26 protein-coding genes are annotated in these 25286 nt (G+C 72.5%); 14 read left to right on the forward strand and 12 right to left on the reverse strand.

The features are described from left to right. Positions 1-11 precede the first annotated feature (11 nt). Positions 12-1298 (reverse strand): ABC transporter substrate-binding protein, encoded by a 1287-nt coding sequence (locus tag ACFVYA_RS27280; RefSeq protein WP_387048966.1) that lies wholly within the window; start codon positions 1296-1298, stop codon positions 12-14. 285 nt (positions 1299-1583) lie between these two features. Between ACFVYA_RS27280 and ACFVYA_RS27285 the strand changes: the two genes are divergently transcribed. The 3 genes from ACFVYA_RS27285 to ACFVYA_RS27295 all read left to right on the forward strand — a co-directional run bounded on the left by ACFVYA_RS27285 (position 1584) and on the right by ACFVYA_RS27295 (position 6395). Beyond that, a complete protein-coding gene (locus ACFVYA_RS27285) occupies positions 1584-4316 on the forward strand; it encodes a hypothetical protein (RefSeq protein ID WP_387048968.1) in 2733 nt (910 codons plus the stop codon). After that, positions 4313-5335 (forward strand): GDSL-type esterase/lipase family protein, encoded by a 1023-nt coding sequence (locus ACFVYA_RS27290; RefSeq protein ID WP_387048970.1) that lies wholly within the window; start codon positions 4313-4315, stop codon positions 5333-5335. The genes ACFVYA_RS27285 and ACFVYA_RS27290 overlap by 4 nt, the downstream gene beginning before the upstream one ends. A gap of 91 nt (positions 5336-5426) precedes the next feature. Continuing rightward, on the forward strand, positions 5427-6395 hold the full coding sequence (locus ACFVYA_RS27295) for a hypothetical protein (RefSeq protein ID WP_387048972.1): 969 nt from the start codon (positions 5427-5429) through the stop codon (positions 6393-6395). A gap of 348 nt (positions 6396-6743) precedes the next feature. Here ACFVYA_RS27295 and ACFVYA_RS27300 read toward each other — a convergent pair whose 3' ends face one another. Then, positions 6744-7346 carry a TetR family transcriptional regulator gene (locus tag ACFVYA_RS27300; RefSeq protein ID WP_387048974.1) on the reverse strand — a complete coding sequence of 201 codons (603 nt, stop codon included), beginning with the start codon at positions 7344-7346 and terminating at the stop codon, positions 6744-6746. Positions 7347-7423: 77 nt separating this feature from the next. Here ACFVYA_RS27300 and ACFVYA_RS27305 point away from each other — a divergent pair, with 77 nt between their 5' ends. Both ACFVYA_RS27305 and ACFVYA_RS27310 read left to right on the forward strand, forming a co-directional pair. Then, complete coding sequence (locus ACFVYA_RS27305; protein WP_387049006.1) at positions 7424-7894, forward strand: pyridoxamine 5'-phosphate oxidase family protein; 471 nt, start codon at positions 7424-7426, stop codon at positions 7892-7894. A gap of 114 nt (positions 7895-8008) precedes the next feature. Then, on the forward strand, positions 8009-8368 hold the full coding sequence (locus ACFVYA_RS27310; protein WP_387048976.1) for an STAS domain-containing protein: 360 nt from the start codon (positions 8009-8011) through the stop codon (positions 8366-8368). On the opposite strand, the gene ACFVYA_RS27315 is transcribed toward ACFVYA_RS27310, so the two are convergent. Continuing rightward, positions 8369-9376, reverse strand: a complete 1008-nt coding sequence (locus ACFVYA_RS27315) for a hypothetical protein (protein WP_387048978.1) — start codon at positions 9374-9376, stop codon at positions 8369-8371. 54 nt (positions 9377-9430) lie between these two features. Between ACFVYA_RS27315 and ACFVYA_RS27320 the strand changes: the two genes are divergently transcribed. The 4 genes from ACFVYA_RS27320 (at position 9431) to ACFVYA_RS27335 (ending at position 12542) form a co-directional block, all read left to right on the forward strand. Further along, positions 9431-10099: a TetR/AcrR family transcriptional regulator gene (locus ACFVYA_RS27320; RefSeq protein ID WP_387048979.1), complete on the forward strand. Its 669-nt coding sequence runs from the start codon at positions 9431-9433 to the stop codon at positions 10097-10099. 72 nt (positions 10100-10171) lie between these two features. Further along, the gene (locus ACFVYA_RS27325) at positions 10172-10972 is read left to right on the forward strand and encodes an alpha/beta fold hydrolase (RefSeq protein ID WP_387048981.1); all 801 of its coding nucleotides are present in this window, start codon (positions 10172-10174) and stop codon (positions 10970-10972) included. Continuing rightward, positions 10969-12201 (forward strand): PP2C family protein-serine/threonine phosphatase, encoded by a 1233-nt coding sequence (locus tag ACFVYA_RS27330; RefSeq protein WP_387048983.1) that lies wholly within the window; start codon positions 10969-10971, stop codon positions 12199-12201. The genes ACFVYA_RS27325 and ACFVYA_RS27330 overlap by 4 nt, the downstream gene beginning before the upstream one ends. After that, entirely contained in the window at positions 12198-12542 is a 345-nt protein-coding gene (locus tag ACFVYA_RS27335) for an STAS domain-containing protein (RefSeq protein ID WP_387048985.1), read from the forward strand. Before ACFVYA_RS27330 ends, ACFVYA_RS27335 begins: the two co-directional genes overlap by 4 nt. 55 nt (positions 12543-12597) lie before the next feature. Here ACFVYA_RS27335 and dapA read toward each other — a convergent pair whose 3' ends face one another. Continuing rightward, on the reverse strand, positions 12598-13434 hold the full coding sequence (gene dapA / locus ACFVYA_RS27340) for a 4-hydroxy-tetrahydrodipicolinate synthase (RefSeq protein ID WP_387048987.1): 837 nt from the start codon (positions 13432-13434) through the stop codon (positions 12598-12600). 72 nt (positions 13435-13506) lie between these two features. Here dapA and ACFVYA_RS27345 point away from each other — a divergent pair, with 72 nt between their 5' ends. Beyond that, positions 13507-14466 carry a LysR substrate-binding domain-containing protein gene (locus ACFVYA_RS27345; RefSeq protein WP_387048988.1) on the forward strand — a complete coding sequence of 320 codons (960 nt, stop codon included), beginning with the start codon at positions 13507-13509 and terminating at the stop codon, positions 14464-14466. Here ACFVYA_RS27345 and ACFVYA_RS27350 read toward each other — a convergent pair. Next, complete coding sequence (locus ACFVYA_RS27350) at positions 14420-15145, reverse strand: class I SAM-dependent DNA methyltransferase (protein ID WP_387048990.1); 726 nt, start codon at positions 15143-15145, stop codon at positions 14420-14422. The two genes, ACFVYA_RS27345 and ACFVYA_RS27350, sit on opposite strands and share 47 nt — an antisense overlap. 95 nt (positions 15146-15240) lie before the next feature. Here ACFVYA_RS27350 and ACFVYA_RS27355 point away from each other — a divergent pair, with 95 nt between their 5' ends. Both ACFVYA_RS27355 and glmS read left to right on the forward strand, forming a co-directional pair. After that, complete coding sequence (locus ACFVYA_RS27355; protein WP_013229189.1) at positions 15241-15513, forward strand: hypothetical protein; 273 nt, start codon at positions 15241-15243, stop codon at positions 15511-15513. Positions 15514-15525: 12 nt separating this feature from the next. Continuing rightward, entirely contained in the window at positions 15526-17349 is a 1824-nt protein-coding gene (glmS, locus tag ACFVYA_RS27360; RefSeq protein WP_387048993.1) for a glutamine--fructose-6-phosphate transaminase (isomerizing), read from the forward strand. Positions 17350-17354: 5 nt separating this feature from the next. Here glmS and ACFVYA_RS27365 read toward each other — a convergent pair whose 3' ends face one another. From ACFVYA_RS27365 to ACFVYA_RS27395, 7 genes are all read right to left on the reverse strand, one after another. Further along, positions 17355-18764, reverse strand: coding sequence for a BNR repeat-containing protein (locus ACFVYA_RS27365; RefSeq protein ID WP_387048994.1), 1410 nt, complete (start codon positions 18762-18764; stop codon positions 17355-17357). A gap of 82 nt (positions 18765-18846) precedes the next feature. After that, a complete protein-coding gene (locus ACFVYA_RS27370) occupies positions 18847-20022 on the reverse strand; it encodes an NAD(P)/FAD-dependent oxidoreductase (protein WP_387048996.1) in 1176 nt (391 codons plus the stop codon). Further along, on the reverse strand, positions 20019-20219 hold the full coding sequence (locus ACFVYA_RS27375) for a ferredoxin (RefSeq protein WP_285985589.1): 201 nt from the start codon (positions 20217-20219) through the stop codon (positions 20019-20021). The genes ACFVYA_RS27370 and ACFVYA_RS27375 overlap by 4 nt, the downstream gene beginning before the upstream one ends. A 21-nt stretch (positions 20220-20240) precedes the next feature. Then, positions 20241-20864 (reverse strand): TetR/AcrR family transcriptional regulator, encoded by a 624-nt coding sequence (locus ACFVYA_RS27380; protein WP_387048998.1) that lies wholly within the window; start codon positions 20862-20864, stop codon positions 20241-20243. After that, positions 20861-22069 (reverse strand): cytochrome P450, encoded by a 1209-nt coding sequence (locus tag ACFVYA_RS27385; RefSeq protein ID WP_285993921.1) that lies wholly within the window; start codon positions 22067-22069, stop codon positions 20861-20863. Before ACFVYA_RS27385 ends, ACFVYA_RS27380 begins: the two co-directional genes overlap by 4 nt. A gap of 115 nt (positions 22070-22184) precedes the next feature. Continuing rightward, on the reverse strand, positions 22185-22619 hold the full coding sequence (locus ACFVYA_RS27390; protein ID WP_285985591.1) for a pyridoxamine 5'-phosphate oxidase family protein: 435 nt from the start codon (positions 22617-22619) through the stop codon (positions 22185-22187). Beyond that, positions 22616-23188, reverse strand: coding sequence for a TetR/AcrR family transcriptional regulator (locus tag ACFVYA_RS27395; protein ID WP_387049000.1), 573 nt, complete (start codon positions 23186-23188; stop codon positions 22616-22618). Before ACFVYA_RS27395 ends, ACFVYA_RS27390 begins: the two co-directional genes overlap by 4 nt. Positions 23189-23276: 88 nt before the next feature. Between ACFVYA_RS27395 and ACFVYA_RS27400 the strand changes: the two genes are divergently transcribed. Continuing rightward, positions 23277-24299 carry an aldo/keto reductase gene (locus ACFVYA_RS27400; protein WP_387049001.1) on the forward strand — a complete coding sequence of 341 codons (1023 nt, stop codon included), beginning with the start codon at positions 23277-23279 and terminating at the stop codon, positions 24297-24299. Beyond that, complete coding sequence (locus tag ACFVYA_RS27405) at positions 24296-25150, forward strand: LLM class flavin-dependent oxidoreductase (RefSeq protein ID WP_387049003.1); 855 nt, start codon at positions 24296-24298, stop codon at positions 25148-25150. The genes ACFVYA_RS27400 and ACFVYA_RS27405 overlap by 4 nt, the downstream gene beginning before the upstream one ends. The last annotated feature ends 136 nt before the right edge of the window (positions 25151-25286 follow it).

Genomic DNA, 25286 nt, shown 5'->3' on the forward strand with positions numbered 1-25286 from the left:
TGCGTTCTCCCTCAGGACCCGAGCGACTGCTGCGCGGTCTGCACCACGCGCGCGGCCCCGTCGGCGACGCTCGTGCGGCCGAAGATCACGTCGTCGTAGACGCGCTGGAAGTCGCGCTTCACCGCCGCGGACCCGGTGGGCCACAGGCCGGTCGCCGGGCCGATCCGGTCGGCGACCGACTTCTCGTAGTCGCACACCGCCTTCGTGGCGGCCTGGGCCGCGCCGCAGACCTGCTCGCGGATCGCGGTGTTGGGCGGCAGCCCGCGCGCCACGCCCAGCAGCTTCCCCGCTTCCGGGTTGTTGACCAGGAAGCTCAGCAGCTTGGCGGCGGCCTCCTTGTGCGCCGAGCGCTGCGCGACGGCGAAGGTGACCGGCGGCATCGCGGCCATGCCGGACACCGTGCCGTCGGCGGGCAGCGGCGCCGCCTTGATCCCCGGGCCGTAGCTCGAGAGGTACGCGCTGAGGCTGGAGTCGTAGTTGATCTCCGACCCGGCCCGCTTGGTGACCAGGCCGGAGTTCGGCATGGAGCCGTCCATCTTCGTGGTGACCTCGGGCGCGGTGACGGCCTTGGCCGCGCGCAGGTCGCCGGTCAGCGTCCAGAACCGCGTCAGGTCGGCGGCGGTGAACCCGAGCTTGCCGTCGTCGGTGTAGAGCTGCTTGCCGTGCTGGTGCAGCCAGACCTCGAACCAGTCGACGGCCCAGCCGAAGTCGGTCGTCCCGGCCACGCCGGTCGCCGCCACCTTGCGCAGACCCTCGCCGAACTGCGCCCAGGTCCAGGTCTTGCCGGGCCCGGACGGCGGCTCGACGCCCGCCTTGGTGAAGACGCCCGCGTCGTAGGCGAGCATCTGCGTGGTCTGGCCGCCGGGCACGGCGTACTGCTTGCCCTCGATCTTCCCGCCGGCCAGCAGCGCGGGGGCGATCCCGGTGACGTCGACCGCCTTGCCCACGTACGGGCTCAGGTCTTCGAGCACGTGCCGGTGCTGGTACTCGCCGAGCGTCGCGCGGTCCAGCTGGATCAGGTCCGGTGACGCGCCGCCGGCGACCTGGGTCGAGAGCTTCTGGAAGTAGGCGTCGTACGCGGCGTACTCCGTCTGGACCGTGATGCCCGGATTGTCCTTCATGAACAGGTCCACGGCGGCCTTCGTGACCTTGGCGCGGTCTTCGTTGCCCCACCAGACGAAGCGGATCGTCGTGGGTCCCGCCGCGGCACCGCCGCCACCGCACCCCGTGATCAGCCCCGCCAGCGTGACCGCCACGGCCGCCACCAGGCCGGCGCGCAGCCCGAACCGTCCGTTCATCGAATTTCCCTTCTGGAGACCACCACCCGGGCGAGCTCACCGGAATTCGGTCTTGAATCGGTTCAAGCACGGTAAGTCCGCGCGCGGGCGGCGTCAACCGGCAATGATCGCACCGAAAGCGCCGAAACTTTCGAATCGGTCGAACGGTTGCCGCCGTTGATCGGTTGATCGAGAAAGCGCTTACTCGCGGACTGGACTGATCGGGTCGCCCTCGTTGACAACGGCCGGGCCGTCTGGTTTGAATCGGTTCATCGCGGCAGCGACGAGCTGATCCGGAGGCCGACGATGTCCCCGCAGTTCCCCCTTTCCCGCAGAGTCTTCCTCGGCGGCGTGTCGGCCCTGGCCGCCACCGCCGTCACCCCGTCGACGGCCGCCGCGGCGGCCGCCTCCGCGGCGTCCGGCGGCGGCGAAGTCCGCCTGCACTGGCTGGACGGCCGCCCCGCCGCCCCGGTGGGCTGCGCCTTCGGCGTCCCCTGGCCACGGGGCACGCTGTCCAGGACCGTGCCGCTGGCCCTGCACGCCGGCGACGGCAGCGGAGTTCCGGTGCAGTCGTGGCCGCTGGCGTACTGGCCGGACGGTTCGGTCAAGTGGACCGGGCACGCCGTGACGTCGGCCGCCACCGCGGACGCCTTCACGCTGGCACCCGGGACACCCACGCCGCCACCGGTTCCGGTCACCGTGCGCCGGTCGCCGCGCGAAATCGTCGTGGCCAACGGGACGGTCGAGCTGAAGCTCGCCACGACCGGGGCCGTCGCGCTGCCGTCGCTCTCCCGGGCCGGGCGGGTCGTCGCCCGCGACGGCGAGCTCGTGCTGCGGCTGCAGGACCAGCCGGACGACGACGGCGACACCCGGGCGCCCCGCCGCGAGGACTGGACGGGCATCGTCGAACGCGCCGAGGTCGAGCAGGCGGGCCCGGTGCGCGCGGTGGTCAAGCTGACCGGCCGGTACCGGCGCGACCGCGGCCGCGGCACCCGCGCGGTCCTGCCGTGGACGCTGCGGGTCTACCTCGGGGCGGGCGACGAGTCCCTGCGCGTGGTGCACAGTTTCCGCTGGGATGCCGACGAAAACCACGATTTCGTCCGCGGGCTCGGCCTGCGGTTCGCCGTTCCGCTGACCGACGAGCCGCACAACCGGCACGTCCGCTTCGGCACGGCAGCGGGTGGTGTCTGGGGCGAGCCCGTCCGGGTGCTCACCGGCCTGCGCCGCGACCCCGGCACGGCGGTCCGGAAGGCCCAGACCGACGGCACCGCCACCCCGCCGGTCGCGCAGTGGGGCCAGCAGGTGCGCGACGGCTACCAGAACCTGGCGCTGTGGAACGACTTCACGCTGTTCCAGGAGTCCGCCCGGCACTTCGCGGTGTGGAAGCGCACGAGCGCCGCGGGCAGCTGGCTCAAGCACGCGGGCCACGGCGACCGCGCGTCCGGCTTCGGCTACGTCGGCGGTCCCGCCGGCGGGCTGGGCTTCGGGCTGCGTGACTTCTGGCAGCGCGCCCCGCGCTCGCTGGACATCCGCGGCGCGGCCACGGACACGGCGTCGGTGACGCTCTGGTCGTACTCCCCGCTGGCCCCGGCGATGGACCTGCGCACCTACGACACCGTCGCGCACGGGCTGGATCTGTCCTACGAAGACGTCCAAGACGGCTTCGCGACGCCGCAGGGCATGGTGCGCTCGACCGAACTGCGGCTGTGGGCGCTGGCGGCCACCCCACCCCGGGACACGGTCGCCGCGTTGTCGGCCACGCTGACCGCGCCGCCGCAACTCGTCGCGGACCCGGGCACCTACCACGCGGCCGGCGTGTTCGGCCGCTGGAGCCTGCCCGACCGCAGCACGCCCGCCCGCGCGGCCCTGGAAGACGGGATCGCCCGCGAAATCGGCTTCTACGCCGACCAGGTCGACGAGCGCGAGTGGTACGGGTTCTGGCACTACGGCGACGTCATGCACACCTACGACGCGGACCGCCACGAATGGCGCTACGACGTCGGCGGGTACGCTTGGGACAACGCCGAGCTCGGGACGGACGCCCTGCTCTGGTACGCCTTCCTGCGCTCGGGCGATCCCCGGACGTTCCGGCTGGCGCACGCCATGACCCAGCACGTGTCCGAAGTGGACACCCACCACAGCGGCCGGTTCGCCGGGCTCGGGTCGCGCCACGCCGTCGTGCACTGGGGCGACGGCGCCAAGGAGGCGCGGGTCGGCGAGTCGTTCACGAAGCGGTTTTCCTACTACCTCACCGCCGACGAGCTGCTGGGCGAGCTGATCCGGTCGTCGCTGCAGGTCGACGAAACCCTGCGCACGGTCGACCCGCTGCGCGAAGTCCTGCCGCCGCAGACGAAGGCGCCGGCCCGCGTCCGCATCGGACCGGACTGGTACGCGCTGGTCAGCAACTGGCTGACGGAGTGGGAACGCACCGGCGATGTCCGCTGGCGCGACCGGATCGTCACCGGTATGAAGGACATCGCCACCTTCCCCGCCGGGCTGTTCACCGGCGAGGCGGGCGGCGCGGTCGGCTTCGACCCGGCGACCGGGCACCTGGTGAACCTGGAGAAGGGGGACTTCGACGGCGGCTACAACCTCTCGATGGCCTTCCTCGGCGAGCAGATCCTCTGGGAGGCGCTCGACCTGGTCGACGTCCCGGAGTTCCGCCGGACCTACCTGGACTTCGCCCGGTACGCCCAAGCCCCGTCGGCCGAGAAGATCGCCCGGTACGGCCGCGACTTCAACCCCGGGCTGTTCAAGACGATCTACTCCCGCGTGACGGCCTGGGCGGGCGAGCAGCTCGGCGACGCGGGCCTGCGCAAGCGCGGCTGGGACCAGTTCACCAGCGACCCGGCGGGCAAGCCGTGGCCGCCCGCGGAACGCGTCACCGGTTCCGCCGTCGCCGGTCCGGTGACCGAGATCCCCACCCGGACCACGACGAACCCCGCGGGCGACTTCGCCACGTTCGCCACCAACGACTTCGCCCAGCGGAACCTCGCCACCATCGCCCTGCTCGCCATCGCCCCGGAGGAAGCGCCGTGAAGATCCTCGGTCCCGCCCTGGCCGTCTTGCTCGCGTTCGGCGCGGTGCCGGCGGACGCGGCTCCACGGTGGACCGTGTGCACCGGCTCGTGCTCGTTCGACGTGCCGGCGGGCGACTACCGGATCGACGTGGTGCTGGGCGGCCGGGACGCCGGGTCGACCGGGCTGGACGTCGAAGCCCGGCGGATCGCCCTCGCGCCGGTGGCCACCAGGGCGGGCCAGCGCGTCGAGCGCTCGGTCACCGTCGAGGTGCGCACGCCCGAAGGCATGCCGAGCGGCCAGGACGGCCCGGGCACGCCGGGACTCCAGGTGCACCTCACCGGCCCGGCGCCGCAGCCGGTCCGGATCGCCGTGACGCCGGCACCGAAGGCGCCGCGGGTCTTCGTCATCAGCGACTCCACCGCGTCCGACTGGGCGAACCTGCCGAAGAACGGCTGGGCCCAGGCGCTGCCGGAGTTCTTCCGCGCCGGCCCGAGCGTGCGGAACTACGCCCAATCCGGCGCGAGCACGGTCAGCTACCTCGCGGACCCGCTCTACTTCGCCCGCGTGCGAACGATGATCCGGCGCGGGGACACGGTCCTGATCCAGCTGGCGCACAACGACAAGCAGACGACCGAAGACGTCTACCGCGCCAACCTCGCCACCCTGATCTCCGGGGTCCGGGAGCGGGGCGGGGCGCCGGTCATGGTCACACCCCCGGTGCGGCACCGGTTCGGCGCGGACGGCAAGCTCACCCCGCTCGGCCTCGTCGTCAACAACCTCGGCGTCGACCTGCCCGCGGTCATGCGAGACGTCGCCCGGCAGCAGAAGATCCCGCTGCTCGACCTGACCGCGCGCAGCCAGGCGCTGCTGGAAAGCCTGGGCGAAGCCGCGTCCTGGCCGCTGTACCTGACGCTGGCGCACGACGGCGTCGACGACGCGACCCACCTCAGCCGGTACGGCGCCGAGCAGTACGCCGCGCTCGTCGCACGGGCGATGGCCCAGGCCCGGTTGCCGCTCGCGGGGTTCCTGCGCCCCTGACGGGTGACGGCCGTTTCCGCCGGGCCCCTCCTGGGTATTCTCCCTGCGCCGGTAACCCGACCATGCGTGCGCCCCTGCGCGAGGTGAGGTCATGGTGACGACGACAGGTGATGGCTTTCCGCTTCCGATCAGCATCGAAGACACCGACGTCGCCCAGCTGGAAGCGGCTGTCGGAGTCCTGCGGGCGCTGGATTACCGGCAGGGCGGCGGGTTCTGCCGGGACGCCGTCCGGGTGGTCAAGACGGCGAGCCTCCTGCTGCACTGGGGCACGGTCCCGGATCCGTTACGGGCCAGGCTGTCCACAGTGCTGGCCGACGTGCACAACCTGCTGGGCTGGACGGAATTCGACATCGGACACGACGAACCGGCACGGCGCCGCTTCGCACGCGCGGCGGAAATCGCGGCGGAGGCAGGAAACGGCAGCCTGGTGGCGAACATCCGCTACCGGCTCGGCCGCGTGCACCTGCACCGCCACGACGTCGCCGGCGCGCTGGCCGAGTTCGCCCGGGGCCGGGTGGCCGCGCAACGCTCCGATTCCCACCGGGCCCTGGCGATCCTCGCGGCCAACGAGGCGTGGGCGTTCGCGATGGGCGGCGACGAGCGCGCGGCCCTGACCCGGCTGGCGGAGGCCGCGGCGGCGTTCGCGGCGGCGGGTTCGTGGCCGCAGCCGAGGCCGTGGGAGGCGTTCTTCGGCGAGCCGGACATGGCGGCGATGCGCGGCACGGTGCTGACGGAGCTGGCCACCGCGGTGGCACCCCGCCACAGCGGCGAAGCGATCACCCAGCTGACCGGGGCGGCGGCCCGCTACGGCGCGGACATGGCCCGGAGCCGGTCGTTGACGTTGATCATGCTGGCGCAGAACCACGCGCTCAGGGGCGACTTCGCCGAGGCCACCCGGATCGGCGAGGAGGCGGTCACCCTGGCCGGGCAGGTGGGTTCGGTCCGGCCGAAAGACCGCCTGGCGCCTTTGGAGCGGCTGCTGCGCGCCCATCGCGGTGACGCGGCGGTGGGGGCCTTGGTGGATCGGATCGGGCGGTACCGGGCGGAGCCCCTCAGCTGACTTCCGGGCCACTCGGCGACGCGGCCACGGCTCCCCGGGCGGCGCGGGCTTCGCAGTCAACGGCCGCGGCGGCTCGGCGGCTCCGCAGGCGGCCTGGCAGCCCAGCGGCTCGGCAGCGCGGCAGGCGCCCCCGGCGGCCCAGCAGCCCGGCGGCCCAGCGACTCGGGCGGCCCAGCAGCCCGGCAACCCCAGCAGCCAGCGGCTCGGCGGCTCAGCAGCCCGGCGCCCCCGGCAGCCCAGCGGCCCAGCGGCTCGGCAGCTCGGCAGCTCAGCGGCCCACCGGCCAGCGACCCAGCGACCCGGCGGCCAGCGACCCGCCAGCCCAGCAGCCCGGCGCGAGCTTCGCGGTCAACGGCCGTCCGGTTCGATCGTGATCGCGGTCAACGCGCGGCCGATGAGGTCCGGCAGCGCTCCGCCGCCCGCGACCCAGTCGTCCAGTGAGATGCGGACCGCCGCCATCGCCAAGGCCGCCAGCATGCGTGGGCGTGGGTCCTGCGCCGCCGCCTCTCGGAACCTGGGGGCCAGCAACGTCGCGATGGCCCGCTCGTAACGCTGGTAAGCCTGGGCCGTCCACGCGGCCAAGGTCGCCGACGTCCGGGTGAGGCGGGCCAGCTCGCGGATCGAATCCGCGTGCGCCGGGAACTCCGCCGAGAGCTCACCGAACGCCGCCACCAGCGCTTCCTTCGGCGCCAGCTCGGCCGGCTGGCGGGCGATCGCCGCGGTCACCAGCGTCAGCCACGGCCCGGTGATCCCCTCCGCGACCGCGCTTTCCTTGGTGTCGTAGTAGCGGAAGAAGGTCGCGCGGGCGACTTCGGCGTCCGCCGCGATGTGGTCCACCGTCGTGCCGGCGACGCCGTGGCGACCGGCCAGCCGGGCGGCCGACGCGGCGATCCGCGCGTTCGTCTCCCGCCTCTTGCGGACGGCCAGGCCTTCCGGTTCACTCTGAGACATAGTCTCATTCTGGACTGTGTCTCAGCGAACGGCACGGTCGGCGAGGAGCCCGGGTGAACCAGCGCGCGCAGATCGTCATGTCCGCGGCCGAGATCGGCCGGTTCCTCGACGAGCAACGCGTCGCCACGCTCGCCACCCTCGGCCCGTCGGGCCAGCCGCACCTCGTCGCGATGTGGTACGCCGTGCTCGACGGCGTGCTGTGGTTCGAAACCAAGGCCAAGTCGCAGAAGGCCGCGAACCTGCGCCGCGACGGCCGCGTCACCGTGATGATCGAAACCGGCGACACCTACGACGCGCTGCGCGGAGTCGCCCTCGAAGGCCGGGCCACGATCGTCGACGACCCGGACGCTCTGTGGGCGGTCGGCGTCAACGTCTGGGAGCGGTACAACGGCCCGTACAGCGAAGAGGTCCGGCCGATGGTCGAGTTCATGCTCACCAAGCGGGTCGCCGTCCGCCTCGACGTCGACCGGACGCGGTCGTGGGACCACCGCAAGCTCGGGTTGCCCGCACTGCCGCTCGGGGGCACCACCGCCCGCCCGCGAGGATGACCCCGTTCGGGTTGTCGCCCGATGTTTCGTCGTCGCGAACCCGGGGTACCACCGATCCGGAGCGGACCGGCCGCTCGGAGAAGAAGGGATCCCGCATGCAGACCAGGGGTGATCGTGACCGCTGAGAGCAACCGGATCCGGCCCCAGGACCTCTTGCGCGTGACGGCCCACCACTCCGGCGGCGCGGTCGTGCTGGCGGTGGCGGGCGAGGTCGACCTGCTCAGCGCCCCCGTGCTCGGCGACGGCGTCACCACCGCCCTCGCCGACGCGCCGGAACTGCTGGTCATCGACCTGTCCGAAGTGTCCTTCCTCGCGTCCATCGGCATCACGGTCCTGCTCGAGGCCCGCCGCCAAGCCGGCACCCGGATCCGGGTCGTCGCCCCCGAAGACGGCGTCGTCAACCGCACCCTCCGGCTGACCGGGCTGCACGAAGCGCTGGCCGTCACCACTACCCGGGACGACGCGCTCGGGTGATCAGGGCCGGGCGAACCGGGCCGCGACGGTGTGGAAGACCTCCTTCGGCTCCCACGTCAGGCCCGGGTACGCCGTGCCGTCCTGCCCGTCGAGGACTTTGACGACGCCGTAGCTCGCCAGGTCGAGATCGCGCCGGGGCCCCGCGCCGGACGGGTATTCGTAGCCGGCGAAGGTGAACCAGAACGCGCCGTGCACGCCCTCGGCCTCGAAGACGTCCATCAGTTCGGTGAAGTACGCCGCCTGACCGGCCTCGTCGCGGACGTAGTCGCCGTTCAGCGCCCGCGGCTCGGCGCCGAAGTCGACGATCGTCCACCCCATCCCGCCCGCGTCGGCCGCGCCCCGGTGGGTGCAGCAGCCGAATTCCGTGATGACCAAGGGTTTTCCGTGACTTCGGTGGGCCTGCACGTGCCGGGCGAAGTCAGCGGCGTTGGCGGTCGAGCGGTACAGGTTGACGGCGGCGAAGTCGAAGTCCGCCCAGTCGATCTCCTCCCAGTCCCCGGCCGCGTAGGTGAGCCGGCCGCCGAAGTGCCGCCGCGCGACGGCGGCGAGCTCTCGGAGCGTCGCGGCGAAATCCCACTCGCGGGAGAACCCGGCCCAGGCAGCGGGATCCGTCGCGTTGCGCAGGCGTTCCAGCAGGAAGGCGCCGGGTACGAACCCGGTGCAGAACAGGGACATCTCGCAGCCGAGCACGAACACGGTTTCCGGGTCCCGCGCCCGGATTTCCTCGGCTCGCCGCGCACACTCGGCGAAGTAGGGCGACAGCTGCGGCGGCGTGCGGTCCATCGGGAACGGCGAAAACCACACGCGCAGCCCGGCGTCGATCGCGGCGTGCGCGGCCACGGCGAGCCGGTCCGGATCGTCGCCGCTGATCCGGACCGCATCGCAGTGCAGGTCCGCCGCGATGATTTCGAGTTCCCGCCGCACGACCGCGGGCTCGAAGTCCCGGCGCGACCGGTCCCCGACCGCGCCGCCGAAGCCGGTGTCGTAGTTGATCCCCCTGAGCTGCATCCGCCCTCCCGGAATGTACGTCGTACACTTGAATGTACGCTGTACACTCCGCCCATGCCACGCCTGATCTGGCACCAGCCGGAGCCCCCGGGCCGGAAGAACGCGCTGACCCGCGCGTCGGTCGTGCGCGCGGCCATCGAGGTCGCCGACACCGGCGGGGTCGCCGCGCTGACCATGCGGGCGGTGGCGGACGCGCTCGGCGTGTCGGCGCCGATGTCGCTGTACCGGTACGTCCTGAACAAGGACGGCCTGGTCGACCTGATGCTCGACGAGGTGTCGGCCGAGGTCGAAGTGCCCGCGGCCCCGAGCGGCGACTGGCGCGGCGACCTGCGCGGGCTCGCCACCAGCCTGTGGGCGATGATCGGCCGGCACCGCTGGTACGCCGAGCTCGTGGACGGCCGGCCGCCGTTCGGGCCCCGCACCCTGCGGCGCGCCGCCTTCCTGCTGACGGTGCTCGACGGCGCGGGCCTCACGCCGGCGGTCGCGTACGCCTCGCTGCTGGACAACTACGTCACCGGAACGGCGATGAGCGTCACCCGCGAGCTGGTGATGCTCGAGCGGTTCGGCATCGGCTCGACCGAGGACCTGCGGTCGTACGCGGGCGAGATGGCCGACGACTCGCTCGCCACCTGGCTCGCGGACATGCCGGACCTGACGGCGGACGCCCGGTTCGAGCTCGGCCTGGACTGCCTGCTCGACGGCTTCGCGCAGCGGCGGCGTTGAGCTGGAAGCCGCAGACGACGCAAACCCGCGCTCAGCCCACGGCGCCGCCGGGTCGGTGGCAGGATGTGCGCGGTGAGCATGCGCACCAGGAACAACGTGACCGTCACCGGCCGGGAAGACGGTCCCACCGTCCTGCTCGCCCACGGTTTCGGCTGTGACCAGAACCTGTGGCGCCTCGTCGTCCCCGAGCTCGCGCGGCGGTACCGGGTCGTTCTGTTCGACCACACCGGCGCGGGGCGCTCGGACCTGGCCGCCTGGACGCCCGAGCGCTACGGCAGCCTCGACGGCTACGCCGACGACGTCCTGGCCATCTGCCACGAGCTGGACCTGCGGGACGTCGTGCTGGTGGGCCACTCGGTCAGCGCGATGATCGCGGTGCTGGCCGCCAACCGGGAACCGGACCGGTTCGCGAAGCTGGTGCTGCTCACGCCGTCCCCCTGCTACCTCGACGACGAGGGCTACCGCGGCGGGTTCAGCCGTGAAGACATCGACGAGCTGCTCGCCTCACTCGAGTCGAACTACCTGGGCTGGTCGGCGACGATGGCGCCGGTGATCATGGGCAACCCGGACCGGCCGGAGCTGGGCGAGGAGCTGACGAACAGCTTCTGCCGCACCGATCCCGCGATCGCCCGCGTCTTCGCCCGGGTGACGTTCCTCTCCGACAACCGGGCCGATCTGGCGAAGGTCGCCGTGCCGACGCTCGTGCTCGAATGCTCGAACGACGCCATCGCGCCGCCCGAGGTGGGGCGGTTCACCCACGAGCAGATCAGCGGCAGCACCCTGGTGACGCTGGCCGCGACCGGGCACTGCCCCCAGCTCAGCGCGCCCGAGGCGACGGCCGCCGCGATCACGGCGTTCGTGGGCGGGCCATGATGTGCGAAGACCACCCCGGCCCGGGTGGTCAGGAAAGCGCCGCACCGGAATTCCCGGCTTTGCTGGAGGACAGCGCGGAAGACCTCTACGAGCACGCCCCCTGCGGGTACCTCTCGACACTGCTGGACGGCACGATCGCGAAGATCAACGCGACGCTGCTCGGCTGGCTCGGCTACGAGCGTGACGACGTCGTCGGACGGCGCCGGTTCGCCGATCTGTTCACCGTCGGCGGCCGGATCTACCACGAGACGCACTTCGCGCCGCTCCTGCGCATGCAGGGCGAGCTCGGCGGCGTCGCCTTCGAGCTGAAAGCCGCGGACGGGACCCGGCTGCCGGTGCTGGTGACCTCGACGGTCAAAACCGGCACCGACGGACAGGCGCAGCTGATCCGCACCACGATCTTCGACGCGCGCGACCGGCGGGCCTACGAACAGGAACTCCTGCGGGCACGCGAAGAAGCCGAACGCGAACGCGACCGGGTGCAGCGGCTCGCCCGGACCCTGCAGCAGACCCTGCTGCCCCCCGCCCTGGCCGAGGTACCCGGTGTGCAGGTCGCGGCCTACTACCACCCGGCGTCGGCCGACGAGGTCGGCGGCGACTTCTACGACCTGTTCCCGCTGACCGGCGACACGTGGGGGTTCTTCCTCGGTGACGTGTCCGGCAAGGGCGCCGCCGCGGCCGTGGTGACGTCGCTGGCGCGCTACACGCTGCGCGCCGCCGCGGTGCTCGACCCGGACCCGGCCATCGTGCTGGATCGGCTCAACACCGTGCTGCACCACGAGTACCGCGGCCCGGACCCGCGCTACTGCACCGTCATCCAGGGCCACCTGCGGCCCGGGGACGGCGGCGCGGCGGTCACCCTGGCCACCGGCGGTCACCCGCCGGCGCTGCTGATCCGCGCCGACGGCACGTCGACGTTCCTGCCGGTCCCGGGCGGCCAGCTGGTGGGCGCGCTGCCCCGCGCGCGTTTCGCCGCCGTGGACGTCTTCCTGACCCCCGGCGACACCCTCCTGCTGTACACCGACGGGCTGACCGAAGCCCGCACGCAGGGCCGCGTCCGCTACAGCGAAGAACAGCTGCAGGAGCACCTGACCGGCCTGGCGCCGACGACGGCGCCCGCGGTGATCGCGGCGGTCACCGGCCTGCTCGCCGGCTTCGGCGACGGCGTCGAGGACGACACGGCGCTGCTGGCGCTGAGCATCCCGTTCCCCGGAGGCGATCGATCGTGACCGGCACCCCGTTCTCCGTCACGACGCGCACCACCGGGGCCGGCGCGGTGGTGACCGTCGAGGGAGAGCTCGACGTGGCCACCGCACCACGCCTGCGCGCCGGCGTGGCCGCGCTCGTCCTGGGACCCGGTCAGCTGCTGGTGGTGGACCTGGCCGGGGTGACGTTCTGCGACTCCAGCGGGATCTCCGCGCTCATCGCGGCCCGCCACGTCGCCGAGGAGGCCGGAGCGGCCGTCGCGCTGGCCGCCGTCCCCACGCGGCTGAGCCGGACGTTCGGGCTGATCGGCCTCGGGGACTTCTTCCCCACCTACCCGAGCGCCGAAGACGCCTTCAGAGGCTGACTCGAGCACCTCGAGCCCGACGGCCACCGGCTCTTGTGGGGGTCCGGCTGGCTGGTCAGGCGGTCTTCGCTTCGACCAGCGGGAGCCGCACGCTCGGGTGCGGGATGATCCCCCGTTCCGCCAGGGCGGCTTTGGCGTTCGCCGCGCCCGTGCCGGAGCGCGTCAGGCGGTCCGTCGACGGGATCAGCTCCTCGTGGATCGCCCGCGCCCGCTCGAGGTCGCCGGCGCGGACGGTGCGGATGAGCTCGGCGGTGCGCTCGGCGGCCACGTTGCCCACGACGCTGACCAAGCCCGCGGCACCGCAGGCGAGGTACGGCAGGTTGAGCTCGTCGATGCCGCAGTAGTACGCCAGCGACGTGCGGGACATGACCGTCATCGCTTCGGCCAGGTCGCCCTTGGCGTCCTTGACCGCCCGGATCCGCGGGTGGCCGGCCAGCTCGATCAGGGTGGCCGGCGTCATCGCGAGGCCGGTGCGCATGGGGACGTCGTAGAGCATCACCGGCAGCTCGGTGGCGTCCGCCACCGCCCGGCAGTGGGCGATCACGCCGGCCTGCGTCGGCCGGGAGTAGTAGGGGCAGACGAGCAGCAGCGCGTCGGCGCCGGCCGCCTCGGCTTCGCGGGCGCGGCGGACGCTCGTCGCCGTGTCGTGGGTGCCGACGCCGGCGATCACGCGCGCACGGCCTCGGGTCCGGGCCGCCACGGCCCGGACCAGGCCGGCGGACTCGGCGCCGGACAGGGTGGGGGCCTCGCCGGTGGTCCCGCCGACGACGAGGCCGTCGCACCCGGTGGCCAGCAGGTGGTCGACGAGCCGGGTGAGGCCGGGTTCGCAGAGCGCGCCGCCGGGCTGCATGGGAGTCACCATCGCGACGAGGTTGGCGCCGAATTCGGTCATGCCCTGACCTTGCCCAGCGTGACTGCTGCGGTCCAGCGATGCTTTTTTGCCGGTATTGCGTAGCCTGGCTTCATGATCGAGGTGGGCGCGCTGCGGGCGTTGCGCGCGGTGGCGGCGCTCGGGACGCTGGCCCGGGCGGCCGAGGAGCTCGGGTTCACGGCGTCGGCGGTTTCACAGCAGCTCAAGCGGCTGGAACGCCAGGTCGGGGTCCCGGTGCTGGCGCCGGCCGGCCGCGGGGTGGTGCTGACCCCGGCCGGGCAGGCGATCGCCGACTCGGCGCCGGAGGTGTTCCAGGCGCTGGAACGCTGCGCCGAAGCGGCCCGGTCGGTGTCGGCGGGCGCACCGCGCGGCACGCTGCGGGTGGTGGCGTTTTCGACGGCCATCCGCGGCCTGCTCGCGCCGGTCGTGCCCCGGCTGGCGGCGCGGTTCCCGGAGCTGCGCCTGGAACTCACGGAGCAGGACCCCGGCGAGGCGTTGCACAGCGTCGGCGCGGGGACGGCGGACCTGGCGCTCGTCCACGACGCCGACGGGTTGCCGCCGGCGCCCTTGCCGGTGTCCCTGCCGCCGTCGCTGGTGCGGCGCTGGGTGCACACGGACCTCGGCGACGTGGTGATGAGCCGCGCGCACCCGCTGGCCCGGCTCGACGCGCCGCTCGACGAGGCCTCGCTGGCCGGGCACGCGTGGGTGACCAGCCCGCCGGGAACCGTGTGCCACCAGTGGTTCCGGCGGTTGTTCGCGCAGGCCCGGACCGAGCCGGACGTGCGCCACTCGGTGGACGACTTCGCGACGCAGCTGTCACTGGTGGTTCCGGGACAGGTGGTGGCGTTGATCCCGCGGCTCGCGCGGCCGCCGTTGGGGGACGGCTTGGTGGCGCGGCCGTTGCGGCGGCCGCCGAAGCGGGAGGTGCACGCGGTGTGGCGGCGGAGCGCGGAGGCGAGCCCGGCGATCCGGGCGGTGCTGGCCGAGCTGGGCCCGGCCGAAGCGATCAGTGCAGCCGGTACACCGAAACGTGCGATGCCGACGCCGTCGTGAACTCCGCCCCGGTCCAGTCGGCGTGCCGTGACTCCAGCTCGAACCCGGCCAGCCGGCCCATCAGGTCCAGCTCGGCCGGCCAGATGTAGCGCTGCGGGCACCGGCTCAGCCGCGCCTGCCGGCCCTCGTCGAACGTGAAGTGGTGGGACACCAGGTGCTGGCGCACGGTGTCGTAGGTGTCGACACCGACGTACCCGGAGCCGGCGCGGAACACCACGGCGTCCTGACCCGGTGGCAGCCGCCGCAGCTCGGGGACGCCCAGCTCGATCACGAACCGGCCGCCCGGGTCCAGGTGGCGGGCCGCGTTGCGGAAGCACGCCACCTGCTCGTCCTGGGCCAGCAGGTTCGAGATCGTGTTGTACACGAGGTAGACCAACGAAAACCGGCCCGGCGCGGTAGCCGTCGCCATGTCCCCGACGATGACCGGAATCGTCGCCTTCTGCCGCAGCCGGGCGAGCATCGGCTCCGACAGCTCGATACCGGTGACGGACACCCCGTGCTCGGCGAGCGGGACGGCGATGCGGCCGGTGCCGATGGCGAACTCCAGTGCCCGCCCCCCGCCGGCCAGTGCGGCCAGTCGCTCCACCGCGGGCCCGACGACCTCGGGAGCGAACATGCCACGGCCGGGCGTGTCGTACCGCTCGGCCGTTTCGGCGTCCCAGATCTCGTCTTGTCGCACGGCTCCCACCGTCGCCCGCGGCCGGGGAAACTGTCCAACCAATTAAGACTTGCCCGATTTCGGGCAGGAATTTGGGCTTCGCCTCCCGGCAGTGCATGATGGCCCGTGTGGAGGACACCGACATCGTCGAGCGCGTCGCCGCGTCCACGGGGCTGCCGCCCCGGGTCGCCGCCCGGGTCGTCGACGACGTCCTGGCCTTCTACCGGACTCCCACCGAGGACTACGTGCGCCGCCGGCACGCCGAGCTGCAGGCCCAGGGCCGGAAGAACCCCGAGATCTTCCCGCTGATCGCCGCCGAGCTCCGGGGCCGCCTGGTGGCCGCGCCCGTCCTCTCCGAGCGGCAGCTGCGCCGCATCGTCTACGGCTAGAAAGGTTCGCCCGTGTGCGGAATCGTCGGCTACATCGGCGGCCAGAACGCCGCCCCCATCCTGCTCGAGGGCCTGACGCGGCTGGAGTACCGCGGCTACGACTCGGCGGGCATCGCCGTCCTCGGTGCCAAGGGCGGCACCCAGGTCCACCGGGTCGTCGGCCGGGTGCGGAACCTCGCCGCGGCCCTGCCCAAGCGGCTCGCCGGGAAGGCCGGCATCGGGCACACGCGCTGGGCCACGCACGGGCCCGCGTCGGAGGCCAACGCGCACCCGCACACGTCCGAAGACGGCCGGATCAGCGTCGTCCACAACGGCATCATCGACAACGCCGACGCCCTGCGCGCCCAGCTCGCCGACGCCGGCGTCACTCTCACCTCCGAGACCGACACCGAGGTCCTCGCCCACCTGATCGCGCGGGCGACCGCGGAAACCCTCGAGGACGCCGTCGTGCAGGCGGTCTCGCGGATCACCGGCACGTACGCGATCGCCGTCACCGACAGCGCGCACCCCGACCGCCTGGTCATCGCGCGCAACGGCTCGCCGCTGATCATCGGCGTCGGCGAGCGGGAGATGTTCGTCGCCAGCGACCTCGCCGCGCTCGTCCGGCACACCTCACAGGTCGCACACCTCGACGACGGCGAGTTCGCGACCGTCTTCTCCACCGGCTACCGCACCTTCACCGTCGACGAGAGCGACACCACCAAGCCCGCCACCGAGATCGACATCGACGCCGAGGACCTCGACCTGGGTGGCTACCCGCACTACATGGCCAAGGAGATCCAGGAACAGCCCGAATCCGTCGAGCGGATCATCCGCGGCCGGCTGGACGACCGGTTCGGCGTCGCCCGCCTGGACGGGCTCAACCTGACGCCGCGGGAGCTGCGCGGGTTCGCCCGCGTGAAGATCCTCGGCTGCGGCTCCGCCTACTACGTCGGCCAGATCGGCGCGACGATGATCGAAGAACTCGCGAGGATCCCGGCCGACGCCGAAGCCGCGTCGGAGTTCCGCTACCGCAACCCGATCATCGAAGCCGACACCCTCTACATCGCGGTCAGCCAGTCCGGCGAGACCATCGACACCGCCTTCGCCGTCGAGGAGATCAAGCGCAAGGGCGGCCGGGTCGTCGGCCTGGTCAACGTCGTCGGCTCGACGATCGCCCGCGCCTGCGAAGGCGGCGTCTACCTGCACGCCGGCCCGGAGATCGCGGTCGCCTCGACCAAGGCGCTGACCAACATGGCCGTCGGGTTCGCGCTGATCGCCCTGGCCCTGGGCCGGGTGCGCGATCTGTCCAATGCGGACGGCCAGCGGATCATCGACGCGATCCGCGCGCTGCCGGGCCAGCTCAAGTCCATCCTGGACCTCGAGCCGGAGATCGCCGAGCACGCGAAGACCGTCGCCACCGCGAAGAGCTTGTTCTTCGTCGGCCGGGTCCGCGGCTACCCGGTGGCCCGGGAGGGCGCGCAGAAGTTCAAGGAGATCTCCTACCGCCACGCCGAGGCGTACCAGACCTCCGAGCTCAAGCACGGCCCGCTCGCGCTGATCGACGAAGCGCTGCCGACCGTGGCCATCGTGCCGTCGGACGAGCTGACCGGGCGCAACCTCGCCGCGGTCCAGCAGATCAAGGCCCGCGGCGGCGCGGTGCTGGCGGTGACCCACGCGGACGTCGACTTCGGCGAACTGGACGTCCCGCGGATCGTGGTGCCCAAGACCGAGCCGGAGCTCGACCCGATCCTGCTGACCATCCCGCTGCAGCTGCTCGCCTACCACGCCGCCCTGACCCTGGGCTACGACATCGACAAGCCGCGCAACCTGGCCAAGTCCGTCACCGTGGAGTGAGCTCCTCAGCCGAGGCGGAAGTCGGCCACCCGGATCGGTGAGGGCGTCGTCCCGCTCGAAACCTGCTGGTACATCACGGAAATGACGCCGTCGGCGGCCAGCCGCGAGTCGTCGACGTCGACCTCGCCGAAAGCGTGCAGGTCCGGGCTGTACACCGTCTTCCAGTCGGTCCAGCCGCTCGCCTCGGTGGCCGCGACGATCCGGCCGAACGGCATGACGAGGTAGGCGTTGTCGGCGCGGTCGAAGACCAGCTTCGTCCGCTGGGTGGACTCGGGCGCGACCGGCACTTCACGCTTGGTCCAGGTGCCGTCGGCCGCCCGGCTGAGGAAGAAGGTCCGGCCGTACTGCTTGCGCTGGGCGGAGTAGTTCGTGACGCACTGGGTGAACCGGCCGGGCACGTAGCTGATCACCGCGTGCGGCTGCCCCGCGGAGTCGACGGCCTGGCTCTCCTGGTTCATCAGCCCGTGGTCGACCCCGAGTGGGTCGACGACCGTGCCCGGCGAGGACACGGCCACCGGCGTGCCGCCCGTCGTCGCGACGACCGTGCCGGCGTTGTTCCGCCAGGTCCGGCCGCGGTCGTCGCTGAAGACGTAGCCGGTGTCGTGGTTGGCCAGCCCGCCGGCGTTGCACAGCACCCCGGAATTGCCTTCGCGCCAGGTGAACGTCGCGTGCAGCCGCCCGCCGGGCCCGTAGGTGAGGCCGTGCAGGTACATGTTGCGGGTCGTGCTGGTGACGCCGTTCGAAGTCCACGAGCCGGTCGCCGACGACCACTTCCCGAGCTTGCGCCAGCTGCCCCCGCTGTACTCCGCGAGTTCGTTGGTGCCGTTGCCGGAAGCGCCGGTCCGGTAGCTGAGCTGCAGCTTGCGCTCCGGCGTGACGACGAACTGCGGGTACGTGATCGCCCCGAGGTCGACGCCGTTCAGCGTGCGCTGCACCGCCCCGAACGCCGAAGACGTCCAGGCGTGCGAAGCGGGCGCGGACAGCAGACCGGCCACCGACTCGACGTAGTAGACCTGGTTGCCGTGGGTGTCCATGGCCACGTGCAGCCGGCCGTCGTCGGCCGAGACACCCATCGAGATGACGTTGTGCGAGTCGTCCACGGTCAGCTTGTGCGGCAGCGCGACGGTCTGCCACGCACCGCCGCCGCCGGCCCGCCGGGCGACCACCGCGCTGCGGTCCGCGGTGTACCAGGCCGCGTACTGGTAGCCCGCGTAGGTGAAGATCCCGCTCTGCTGGAAGGAGTCGTTGTTCACCAGCCCGTCGTAGGAGACGAAGTACAGTGCCTTCGCGTCGAGCTGGGTGTCGGCGATCTTGACCACGGACACAGCCGCCTCGGCGGGCGTGGCGGGCAGCAGCGGCAGCGCCGCGGCCACCAGCACGCCGAGAATTCGGGAAAGCGCTCTCTTCGCCGTCATGGCCCACCCTTCCCGCGATGTTAACGCGAACAAGGATTGCGCCACCGCTGAACGCCGTCAACCGACGGATGGGGGGTTTCGGCTAGGGCCGCCCGGCGAGGACCCCGCCGGTGATGTCCTGGCGGCGCAACCGGGCCTGCTTGGGCATGTTCCAGCCGAGCACGCCGGTGACGGCACCCCCGCGGCGGTACTGCGCCACGAACCGGCCCGCGCGCGGCTCACCCTCCACAACGGACACTTCGGCGTCCGCGGACAGCGTCCCGTGCACGTGGATCCGGGCGTCGAACTGGTTGGTCCAGAAGTAGGGCACCGGTGTGTACGGGCGGTCTTCGCCGAGGACGTTCCCCGCGACGGCGACCGCCTGCTCGGTGGCGTTGGTCCGGTTTTCCAGCCGCAGCAGCGCGTCGAGCCCCTCGTGGTGCCAGCGGGCGACGTCACCCGCCGCGTAGATCCCGTCCGCCGCGCGGCAGCGGGAGTCGCACACGACGCCGTTGTCGCACAGCACCCCGCTACCCGCCAGCCAGTCCGTCGCCGGCGCGGCCCCGAAGGCCACCACGACGACGTCGGCGGGCAGCACGTCGCCGGACGCCAGCCGGACCCCGGTGACCCGGCCGTCGTCCGCGGCGAGCCCGGTGACCGCGGAGCCGAGCCGCAGCTCCACACCGCGAGCGGCGTGCAGTTCGGCGAGCAGGCCCGCGGCGAGGGGACCGAACTGGGAGGCCAGCGGCGCGGGCTGCGGGCCCGCGAGGGTGACCGGCACGCCCGCCGCGCACACGGTCGCGGCGATCTCCGCGCCGAGCACGCCGTCCCCGACGACCACCACGCGCTTGCCCGGCGCGAGGTCCGCGCGCAGGGCCAGCGTGTCGTCGAGGGTGCGCAGGACGTGGACGCCGCCGAGGCCGTCCTGCCCGGGCAGGGTGCGCGGCCGCAGCCCGGTGGCGAGCACGACCGCGTCCGCGGTCAGGGTCCGCCCGGCCGCCGTGTGGACGGTCCGCGCACCGGCGTCCAGCCGCACCGCCGGGTCGCCGAGCAGGAACTCGGCGGCCAATGCCGACAGCGCCTCCGGCGTCCGCAGCTGCGCCTGCGCGGGCGTCCAGCTCCCGCCGAGGACCTGCTTGGACAGCGGCGGCCGGTCGTAGGGCAGGTGGGCCTCGGCACCCAGTACCGTCACGCGGCCCGCGTAACCCTTGCGGCGCAAGGCTTCCACGGTCGCGAGCCCGGCGGCCGAGCCGCCGACGACCAGGACGTCGCCGATCATCCCTGCTCGCTGACCGAAATCGCCACACCCGGGCACACGCTCGCCGCCTCGCGCACGACTCCGTGCAGCGCTTCGCCGGGGTGTTCGTCGAGCAGGATGACGATGCCGTCGTCGTCGCGCTGGTCGAACACGTCCGGGGCGAGCATGACGCAGGTGCCTGCCCCGCAGCACTTGGCTTCGTCCACGGTGACCTTCATGGCGGTTCCTTTCCTCGAGAGTTACTTCGTGACCGGCGCGAGCCACAGCCCGGCCAGTACGTCGGTGAGAGCGGTGGCGGTGCCGCGCCAGCCGGCCCTCGGGGTGCCCACGCCGTCGGCGAGGGCGCGTTCGCGCTCGGCCATCGCGTGCATCAGCACGAGGCGGGTGATGTCGTTGCGTTCGGCGCGGACTTCGGCGGGCAGGCCGGGCAGGCACCGGTAGAGGCCCGCGAGGGTCCGCGCCAGCGACGGGGACGTCAGCGTCTCCTCGATGGCGACCGTGCGCAGTGACGGCTCGGTCATCACCTGGGCGGCGAACCGGGCGAACCAGGTGGGCGCGCCTAGCTCGGCCAGGTGCTCGGTGGTGGGGTGCACCAGGCACCCGAGCCAGTCCCGCAGCCCGACGTGGCCGCCCTCGTCCAGCCGGCGACCACGCAGCCGCTCGATCGGCCCGGTGTGCTTGCGGACGATGGCCCGCACCAGCTCGGTCCGGGTGCCGAAGTGGTAGCCGACGGCGGTGTTGTTCCCCTGCCCGGCCGCCTCGCTGATCTGCCGGTTGGACACGGCCGGCACGCCGTGTTCGGCGTAGAGGCGTTCCGCCGCCACGAGGAGCCGCTCCCGCGTCGCCTGCGCGCGGTCCGTCACCAGCGGACGGGCAGTTCCCGCAGCCCGCCGACCGCGAGCCCCTCGACCCGCCGCAGCTCGTCCGCCGGGACCGCGAGCTCCAGCGACGGCAGCTTGCGCAGCAGCACTTCCAGCACGACCTGCAGCTCGGTGCGGGCCAGCGGCTGCCCGAGGCACGCGTGCGCGCCCGCGCCGAAGGCCAGGTGCGGGTTCGGGCTGCGGGTCAGGTCCAGTTCGGCGGCGTTCTCGAAGGCGTCCTCGTCGCGGTTGGCCGCGGCCATGCTGCACATCGCGGTGGTCCCGGCCGGCAGCACCGTGCCGCCGACCTCGAACTCCTCGGTGAGGTAGCGCTGCATGCCCACGCCCGCGTTGGCGTCCGCCCGCAGGGCTTCCTCGACCGCCGTGCGCACCAGCGAAGGATCGGCCAGCAGCTGCTCCCACCGGCTCCGGTCGGCCAGCAGCATCGCCGTCATCTTCGCGATCATGTTCGCGGTGGTCTCGTGGCCGGCGATGAGCAGGCCGATGCCGGTGGCGGCCAGCTTCGCGTCGGACCAGCCGGCGCCGTCGGCGATCAGCGCGCTGAGGATGTCCTCGCCCGGCTCGGCCCGCTTGGCCGCGAGGTGCCCGCCCATGTACCGGCCGAACTCCGCCTGCGCCGCGTCGAACTCCGCCTGCGTGTAGCGGGTCATGCTGAGCATGACGTCGGACCAGTGGGCGAACCGGTCGCGGTCGGTGTCGGGCACGCCGAGCATGTCGCAGATGACCCAGACCGGCAGCGGGAAGGCGAGACCCGCCTTGAGGTCGCCGGGCGCCCCCTTCGCGACCATCTCGTCGATGAGCTGCTCGGCCATCGCCGCCATACCGGGTCGCAGCGCGTTCATCCGCTTGGCGGTGAACCACTTGCCGATCAGGCGCCGCCACGTCAGGTGGTCTTCGCCGTGCTGCGGGAGCACGGACGCCATCTCGCTGTTGAACACCCCGCCCGATTCGGTGTCGGCGACGCGGGCCGCGTTGTCCGCCGGCGTCGGCCGGGTGAACCGCGGGTCGGACAGGACGCTCTTGACGTCGTCGTAGCGGGTGATCAGGGCGGCCTCGTCCCCGCTGGCCAGCGCGACGCGGGCGACCGGGCACTTCGCCCGGAACTCGGCCCACTCGGCCGGCGGCGCCAGCGCGGTGGCGGCCTCGAACGGGAAACGCGGCAACGGGTCGGTGTGGCTTGGCGTCATCACGGGCCTCTCGTTGGTGAATGTCCCCGGCCCGAGCATGGCGACAATCCACGATTAAGTCAAGCAGTTGACTTAATTACCGGAGAGCCCACAGTCTCGCAGGGGCAGAGATGAGTTATTCGCGCTCGACCCTGCGCAGGCCGCCGCCGGGCGTCCACCACTCGACCACCAGCAGCGTCGCCGCCTCGTTCAGGTGGGTGTGCACGACCTCGGCGACGTCGGCCACGAACCGCTCGCCGTCCTCGGTGCGCGCCCGCCCGGCGATCTTCGCCTCCCCCGGCCACCGCGCCTCTTCGCCGTCCACCGGGTCGACCGTCGCGCTGTGCAGCGCGAACCGCGGATCCCGCCGCAGGTCCGCGCCCTTGCGCGCGTTCGGCATCGACCCGAAGACCAGCTCACCGTCCTCGAAGACCGTTTCGATGCCCGAGATCCGCGGCGAGCCGTCGGCCCGCAGGGTCGCGATCGTCTTGTGCTTGTGCGCGTCGAACAGGGCCCGCACCCGCCGCGCGAACTCCGGCTCCGCCGCTTCGCACTCCCGCCACGCCGTCATGTCCCCATGGTCTCGCACCTCAGCCCGGCGACGAGGACTTTCACCATCCGGCGCGCGTCGTACCGGGGGTCGTCCGCTCCGATGCAGAGGTTGCCGACCCCGCGCATGAGGTCCAGGGGCGCCACCGCGGCCCGGATCTCGCCGGCCGCGGCGGCGGCGTCGAGCAGCTCGGCGCACACCGGCACGAGCCGGTCGAGGAAGTACGCGTGCAGCGACTCGAAGCCGGCGCTGTCCGACTGGAGGGCACCGGCGAGCCCGTGCTTGGTCACCAGGAAGTCGACGAACAGGTCGATCCACTGCGCCAGCGCGGCGTACGGCGAGTCGTTCGCGGCCAGCAGGGCCGGCCCCGCCTCCGTGCAGGCGTCCACCTGGTGCCGGAAGACCGCGATGACGAGGTCCGCCCGGGTCGGGAAGTGGCGGTAGATCGTGCCCATCCCGACCCCGGCCTTCGCCGCGATGTCCCGCACCGGCGCGTCCACGCCGGACGCGACGAAGACCGCGGCCGCCGCGTCCAGCAGCGCCTTTTCGTTGCGCCGGGCATCCGCCCGCTTGGGCTTGCGCTCGTCCACCGACCCCTCCCTTGCTAAGCGGAACAGAGTTCCGTATCGTTAGCGGAGCAACGTTCCGTTTGCTCATCATGCCACGGAGGCACCCCCCATGCAGTACCGCACCTTGGGCCGCACCGGCGTCCAAGTCAGCACCCTCGCGCTCGGCGCGATGAACTTCGGCGCCATCGGGCGCGTCACCCAGGACGAGGCGACGGCCATCGTCGACGCCGCGCTCGAAGCCGGCATCAACCTCGTCGACACCGCCGACATGTACGGCCAGGGCGAGTCGGAGACGATCGTCGGCCGGGCGATCGCCGGCCGCCGCGACGACCTCGTGCTGGCCACGAAGGCGACCATGCCGATGGGCGAAGAGCGCAACCACCGCGGCAACTCGCGCCGCTGGCTGGTCCGCGCGCTCGAGGACAGCCTGCGCCGCCTCGACGTCGACCACGTCGACCTCTACCAGATCCACCGCTGGGACCCGGCCACGAGCGATGAGGAAGCGCTTTCCGCGCTGACCGACCTGCAGCGCGCGGGCAAGATCCGGTACTTCGGGTCGTCGACGTTCCCCGCGTACCGCATCGTCCAGGCGCAGTGGGCCGCCCGCGAGCACCACCTCGGCCGGTACGTCACCGAGCAGCCGAGCTACTCGATCCTGCAGCGCGGCATCGAAGCCCACGTGCTGCCGGTGACCGAGGAGTACGGCATGGGCGTGCTGGCGTGGAGCCCGCTGGCGTCGGGCTGGCTGTCGGGCGCGGTCCGTGCGGGCCGGGAGATCACCACCAGCCGCGCGGCGGTCCTGCCGGAGCGCTTCGACCTCGACGTCCCCGCCAACCGGGCCCGGCTCGACGCCGTCGAGAAGCTGGCCAAGCTCGCCGAACAGGCCGGGCTCACCTTGATCCAGCTCGCGCTCGGTTTCGTCACCGCGCACCCCGGCGTGACGAGCGCGCTCATCGGCCCGCGCACGCATGCCCACCTGCGCTCGCAGCTCGAAGCCGCCGACACCGTGCTGCCCGCCGACGTCCTGGACGAGATCGACGCGGTCGTCGCCCCGGGCACCGACCTGGCCCCGGGCGAGAAGTTCGACACCCCGCCGGCCCTGCTCGACCCGTCGCTGCGGCGGCGCCGATGAGGTTCGGCATCCTGACCGCACCGATGCAGGTGGGGTACGACGAAATCCTGCGCGTCTGGCGCGAAGCGGACACGGTGCCGGAGATCGAGCACGCGTGGCTGTTCGACCACCTGATGCCGATCGGCGGCGACCCGGATGGCCCGATCTTCGAGGGCTGGACGCTGCTTTCGGCGCTGGCGGCCCAGACGTCGCGGCTGCGCATCGGCCTGCTGGTCACCAGCAACCGGTTCCGCCCACCGGCGGTGCTGGCGAAGATCGCCACAACGGTCGACATCGTTTCCGGCGGCCGGCTCGACTTCGGCATCGGCGCGGGCTCCCGGCCGAGCCACCCGCTGGCCCGGCGGGAGTACGACGCGCACGGCCTGCCGTACCACAGTCAAGAGGACGCCGTGGCGGCCCTGGCCGAGGCGTGCACGGTCATCCGTCGCTTGTGGACTTCACCGGAGCCGTTCGACTTCGAAGGTGAGCACGTCCGGCTGACCGGAGCATTCGGGAATCCCCAGCCGGTGCAGAGCCCACACCCACCGATCATGATCGGCGGCCGGGCGAGCGCCACCCTGCGGGTGGTGGCGGAGCACGCAAACCTGTGGAACATCCCGGGCGGCGGCGACATAGCGGACCTGGCGGCCCGGAGCCGGTTGCTGGACAAGTACTGCGCAGAGATCGGCCGCGACCCGGCGGAGATCACCCGATCGATCTTCCTCCCGGTGGATTACGAGCGCCCGGAGACAACCCGGGCAAAGATCGCCGAGGCGGCGGACGCCGGGTTCGGGCACTTCGTGCTCGGCTTGGGGAATCCGTACCCCGAGGGGGTGGCGCAGTGGGTGGCGGATGAGCTGATCCGCCGATAGTGAGACCAAGCGGCGCCCCCTGTCCTGACAACAAAGGAGCGGGGTGGTCATCCCGTCGCCTGAGGCCCAAAAATCACTTTGAGCCGGGCCCGCAACCCACAGCGCAGCGTGGGGGGCAGCGGAAGCTTGCGGGCCC

The organism is Amycolatopsis sp. NPDC058278, from assembly GCF_042881395.1.
In the GTDB taxonomy this organism is placed as follows: Bacteria; Actinomycetota; Actinomycetes; order Mycobacteriales; family Pseudonocardiaceae; genus Amycolatopsis.

Bases quoted from the DNA above. Each gene is read 5' to 3' on its own strand.
- ACFVYA_RS27280 (WP_387048966.1), bottom strand. From the start codon at position 1,298: ATGAACGGACGGTTCGGGCTGCGCGCCGGCCTGGTGGCGGCCGTGGCG.
- ACFVYA_RS27285 (WP_387048968.1), top strand. From the start codon at position 1,584: ATGTCCCCGCAGTTCCCCCTTTCCCGCAGAGTCTTCCTCGGCGGCGTG.
- ACFVYA_RS27295 (WP_387048972.1), top strand. From the start codon at position 5,427: ATGGTGACGACGACAGGTGATGGCTTTCCGCTTCCGATCAGCATCGAA.
- ACFVYA_RS27300 (WP_387048974.1), bottom strand. From the start codon at position 7,346: ATGTCTCAGAGTGAACCGGAAGGCCTGGCCGTCCGCAAGAGGCGGGAG.
- ACFVYA_RS27305 (WP_387049006.1), top strand. From the start codon at position 7,424: ATGTCCGCGGCCGAGATCGGCCGGTTCCTCGACGAGCAACGCGTCGCC.
- ACFVYA_RS27315 (WP_387048978.1), bottom strand. From the start codon at position 9,376: ATGCAGCTCAGGGGGATCAACTACGACACCGGCTTCGGCGGCGCGGTC.
- ACFVYA_RS27320 (WP_387048979.1), top strand. From the start codon at position 9,431: ATGCCACGCCTGATCTGGCACCAGCCGGAGCCCCCGGGCCGGAAGAAC.
- ACFVYA_RS27330 (WP_387048983.1), top strand. From the start codon at position 10,969: ATGATGTGCGAAGACCACCCCGGCCCGGGTGGTCAGGAAAGCGCCGCA.
- dapA (WP_387048987.1), bottom strand. From the start codon at position 13,434: ATGACCGAATTCGGCGCCAACCTCGTCGCGATGGTGACTCCCATGCAG.
- ACFVYA_RS27345 (WP_387048988.1), top strand. From the start codon at position 13,507: ATGATCGAGGTGGGCGCGCTGCGGGCGTTGCGCGCGGTGGCGGCGCTC.
- ACFVYA_RS27355 (WP_013229189.1), top strand. From the start codon at position 15,241: ATGATGGCCCGTGTGGAGGACACCGACATCGTCGAGCGCGTCGCCGCG.
- ACFVYA_RS27365 (WP_387048994.1), bottom strand. From the start codon at position 18,764: ATGACGGCGAAGAGAGCGCTTTCCCGAATTCTCGGCGTGCTGGTGGCC.
- ACFVYA_RS27370 (WP_387048996.1), bottom strand. From the start codon at position 20,022: ATGATCGGCGACGTCCTGGTCGTCGGCGGCTCGGCCGCCGGGCTCGCG.
- ACFVYA_RS27375 (WP_285985589.1), bottom strand. From the start codon at position 20,219: ATGAAGGTCACCGTGGACGAAGCCAAGTGCTGCGGGGCAGGCACCTGC.
- ACFVYA_RS27385 (WP_285993921.1), bottom strand. From the start codon at position 22,069: ATGACGCCAAGCCACACCGACCCGTTGCCGCGTTTCCCGTTCGAGGCC.
- ACFVYA_RS27390 (WP_285985591.1), bottom strand. From the start codon at position 22,619: ATGACGGCGTGGCGGGAGTGCGAAGCGGCGGAGCCGGAGTTCGCGCGG.
- ACFVYA_RS27400 (WP_387049001.1), top strand. From the start codon at position 23,277: ATGCAGTACCGCACCTTGGGCCGCACCGGCGTCCAAGTCAGCACCCTC.
- ACFVYA_RS27405 (WP_387049003.1), top strand. From the start codon at position 24,296: ATGAGGTTCGGCATCCTGACCGCACCGATGCAGGTGGGGTACGACGAA.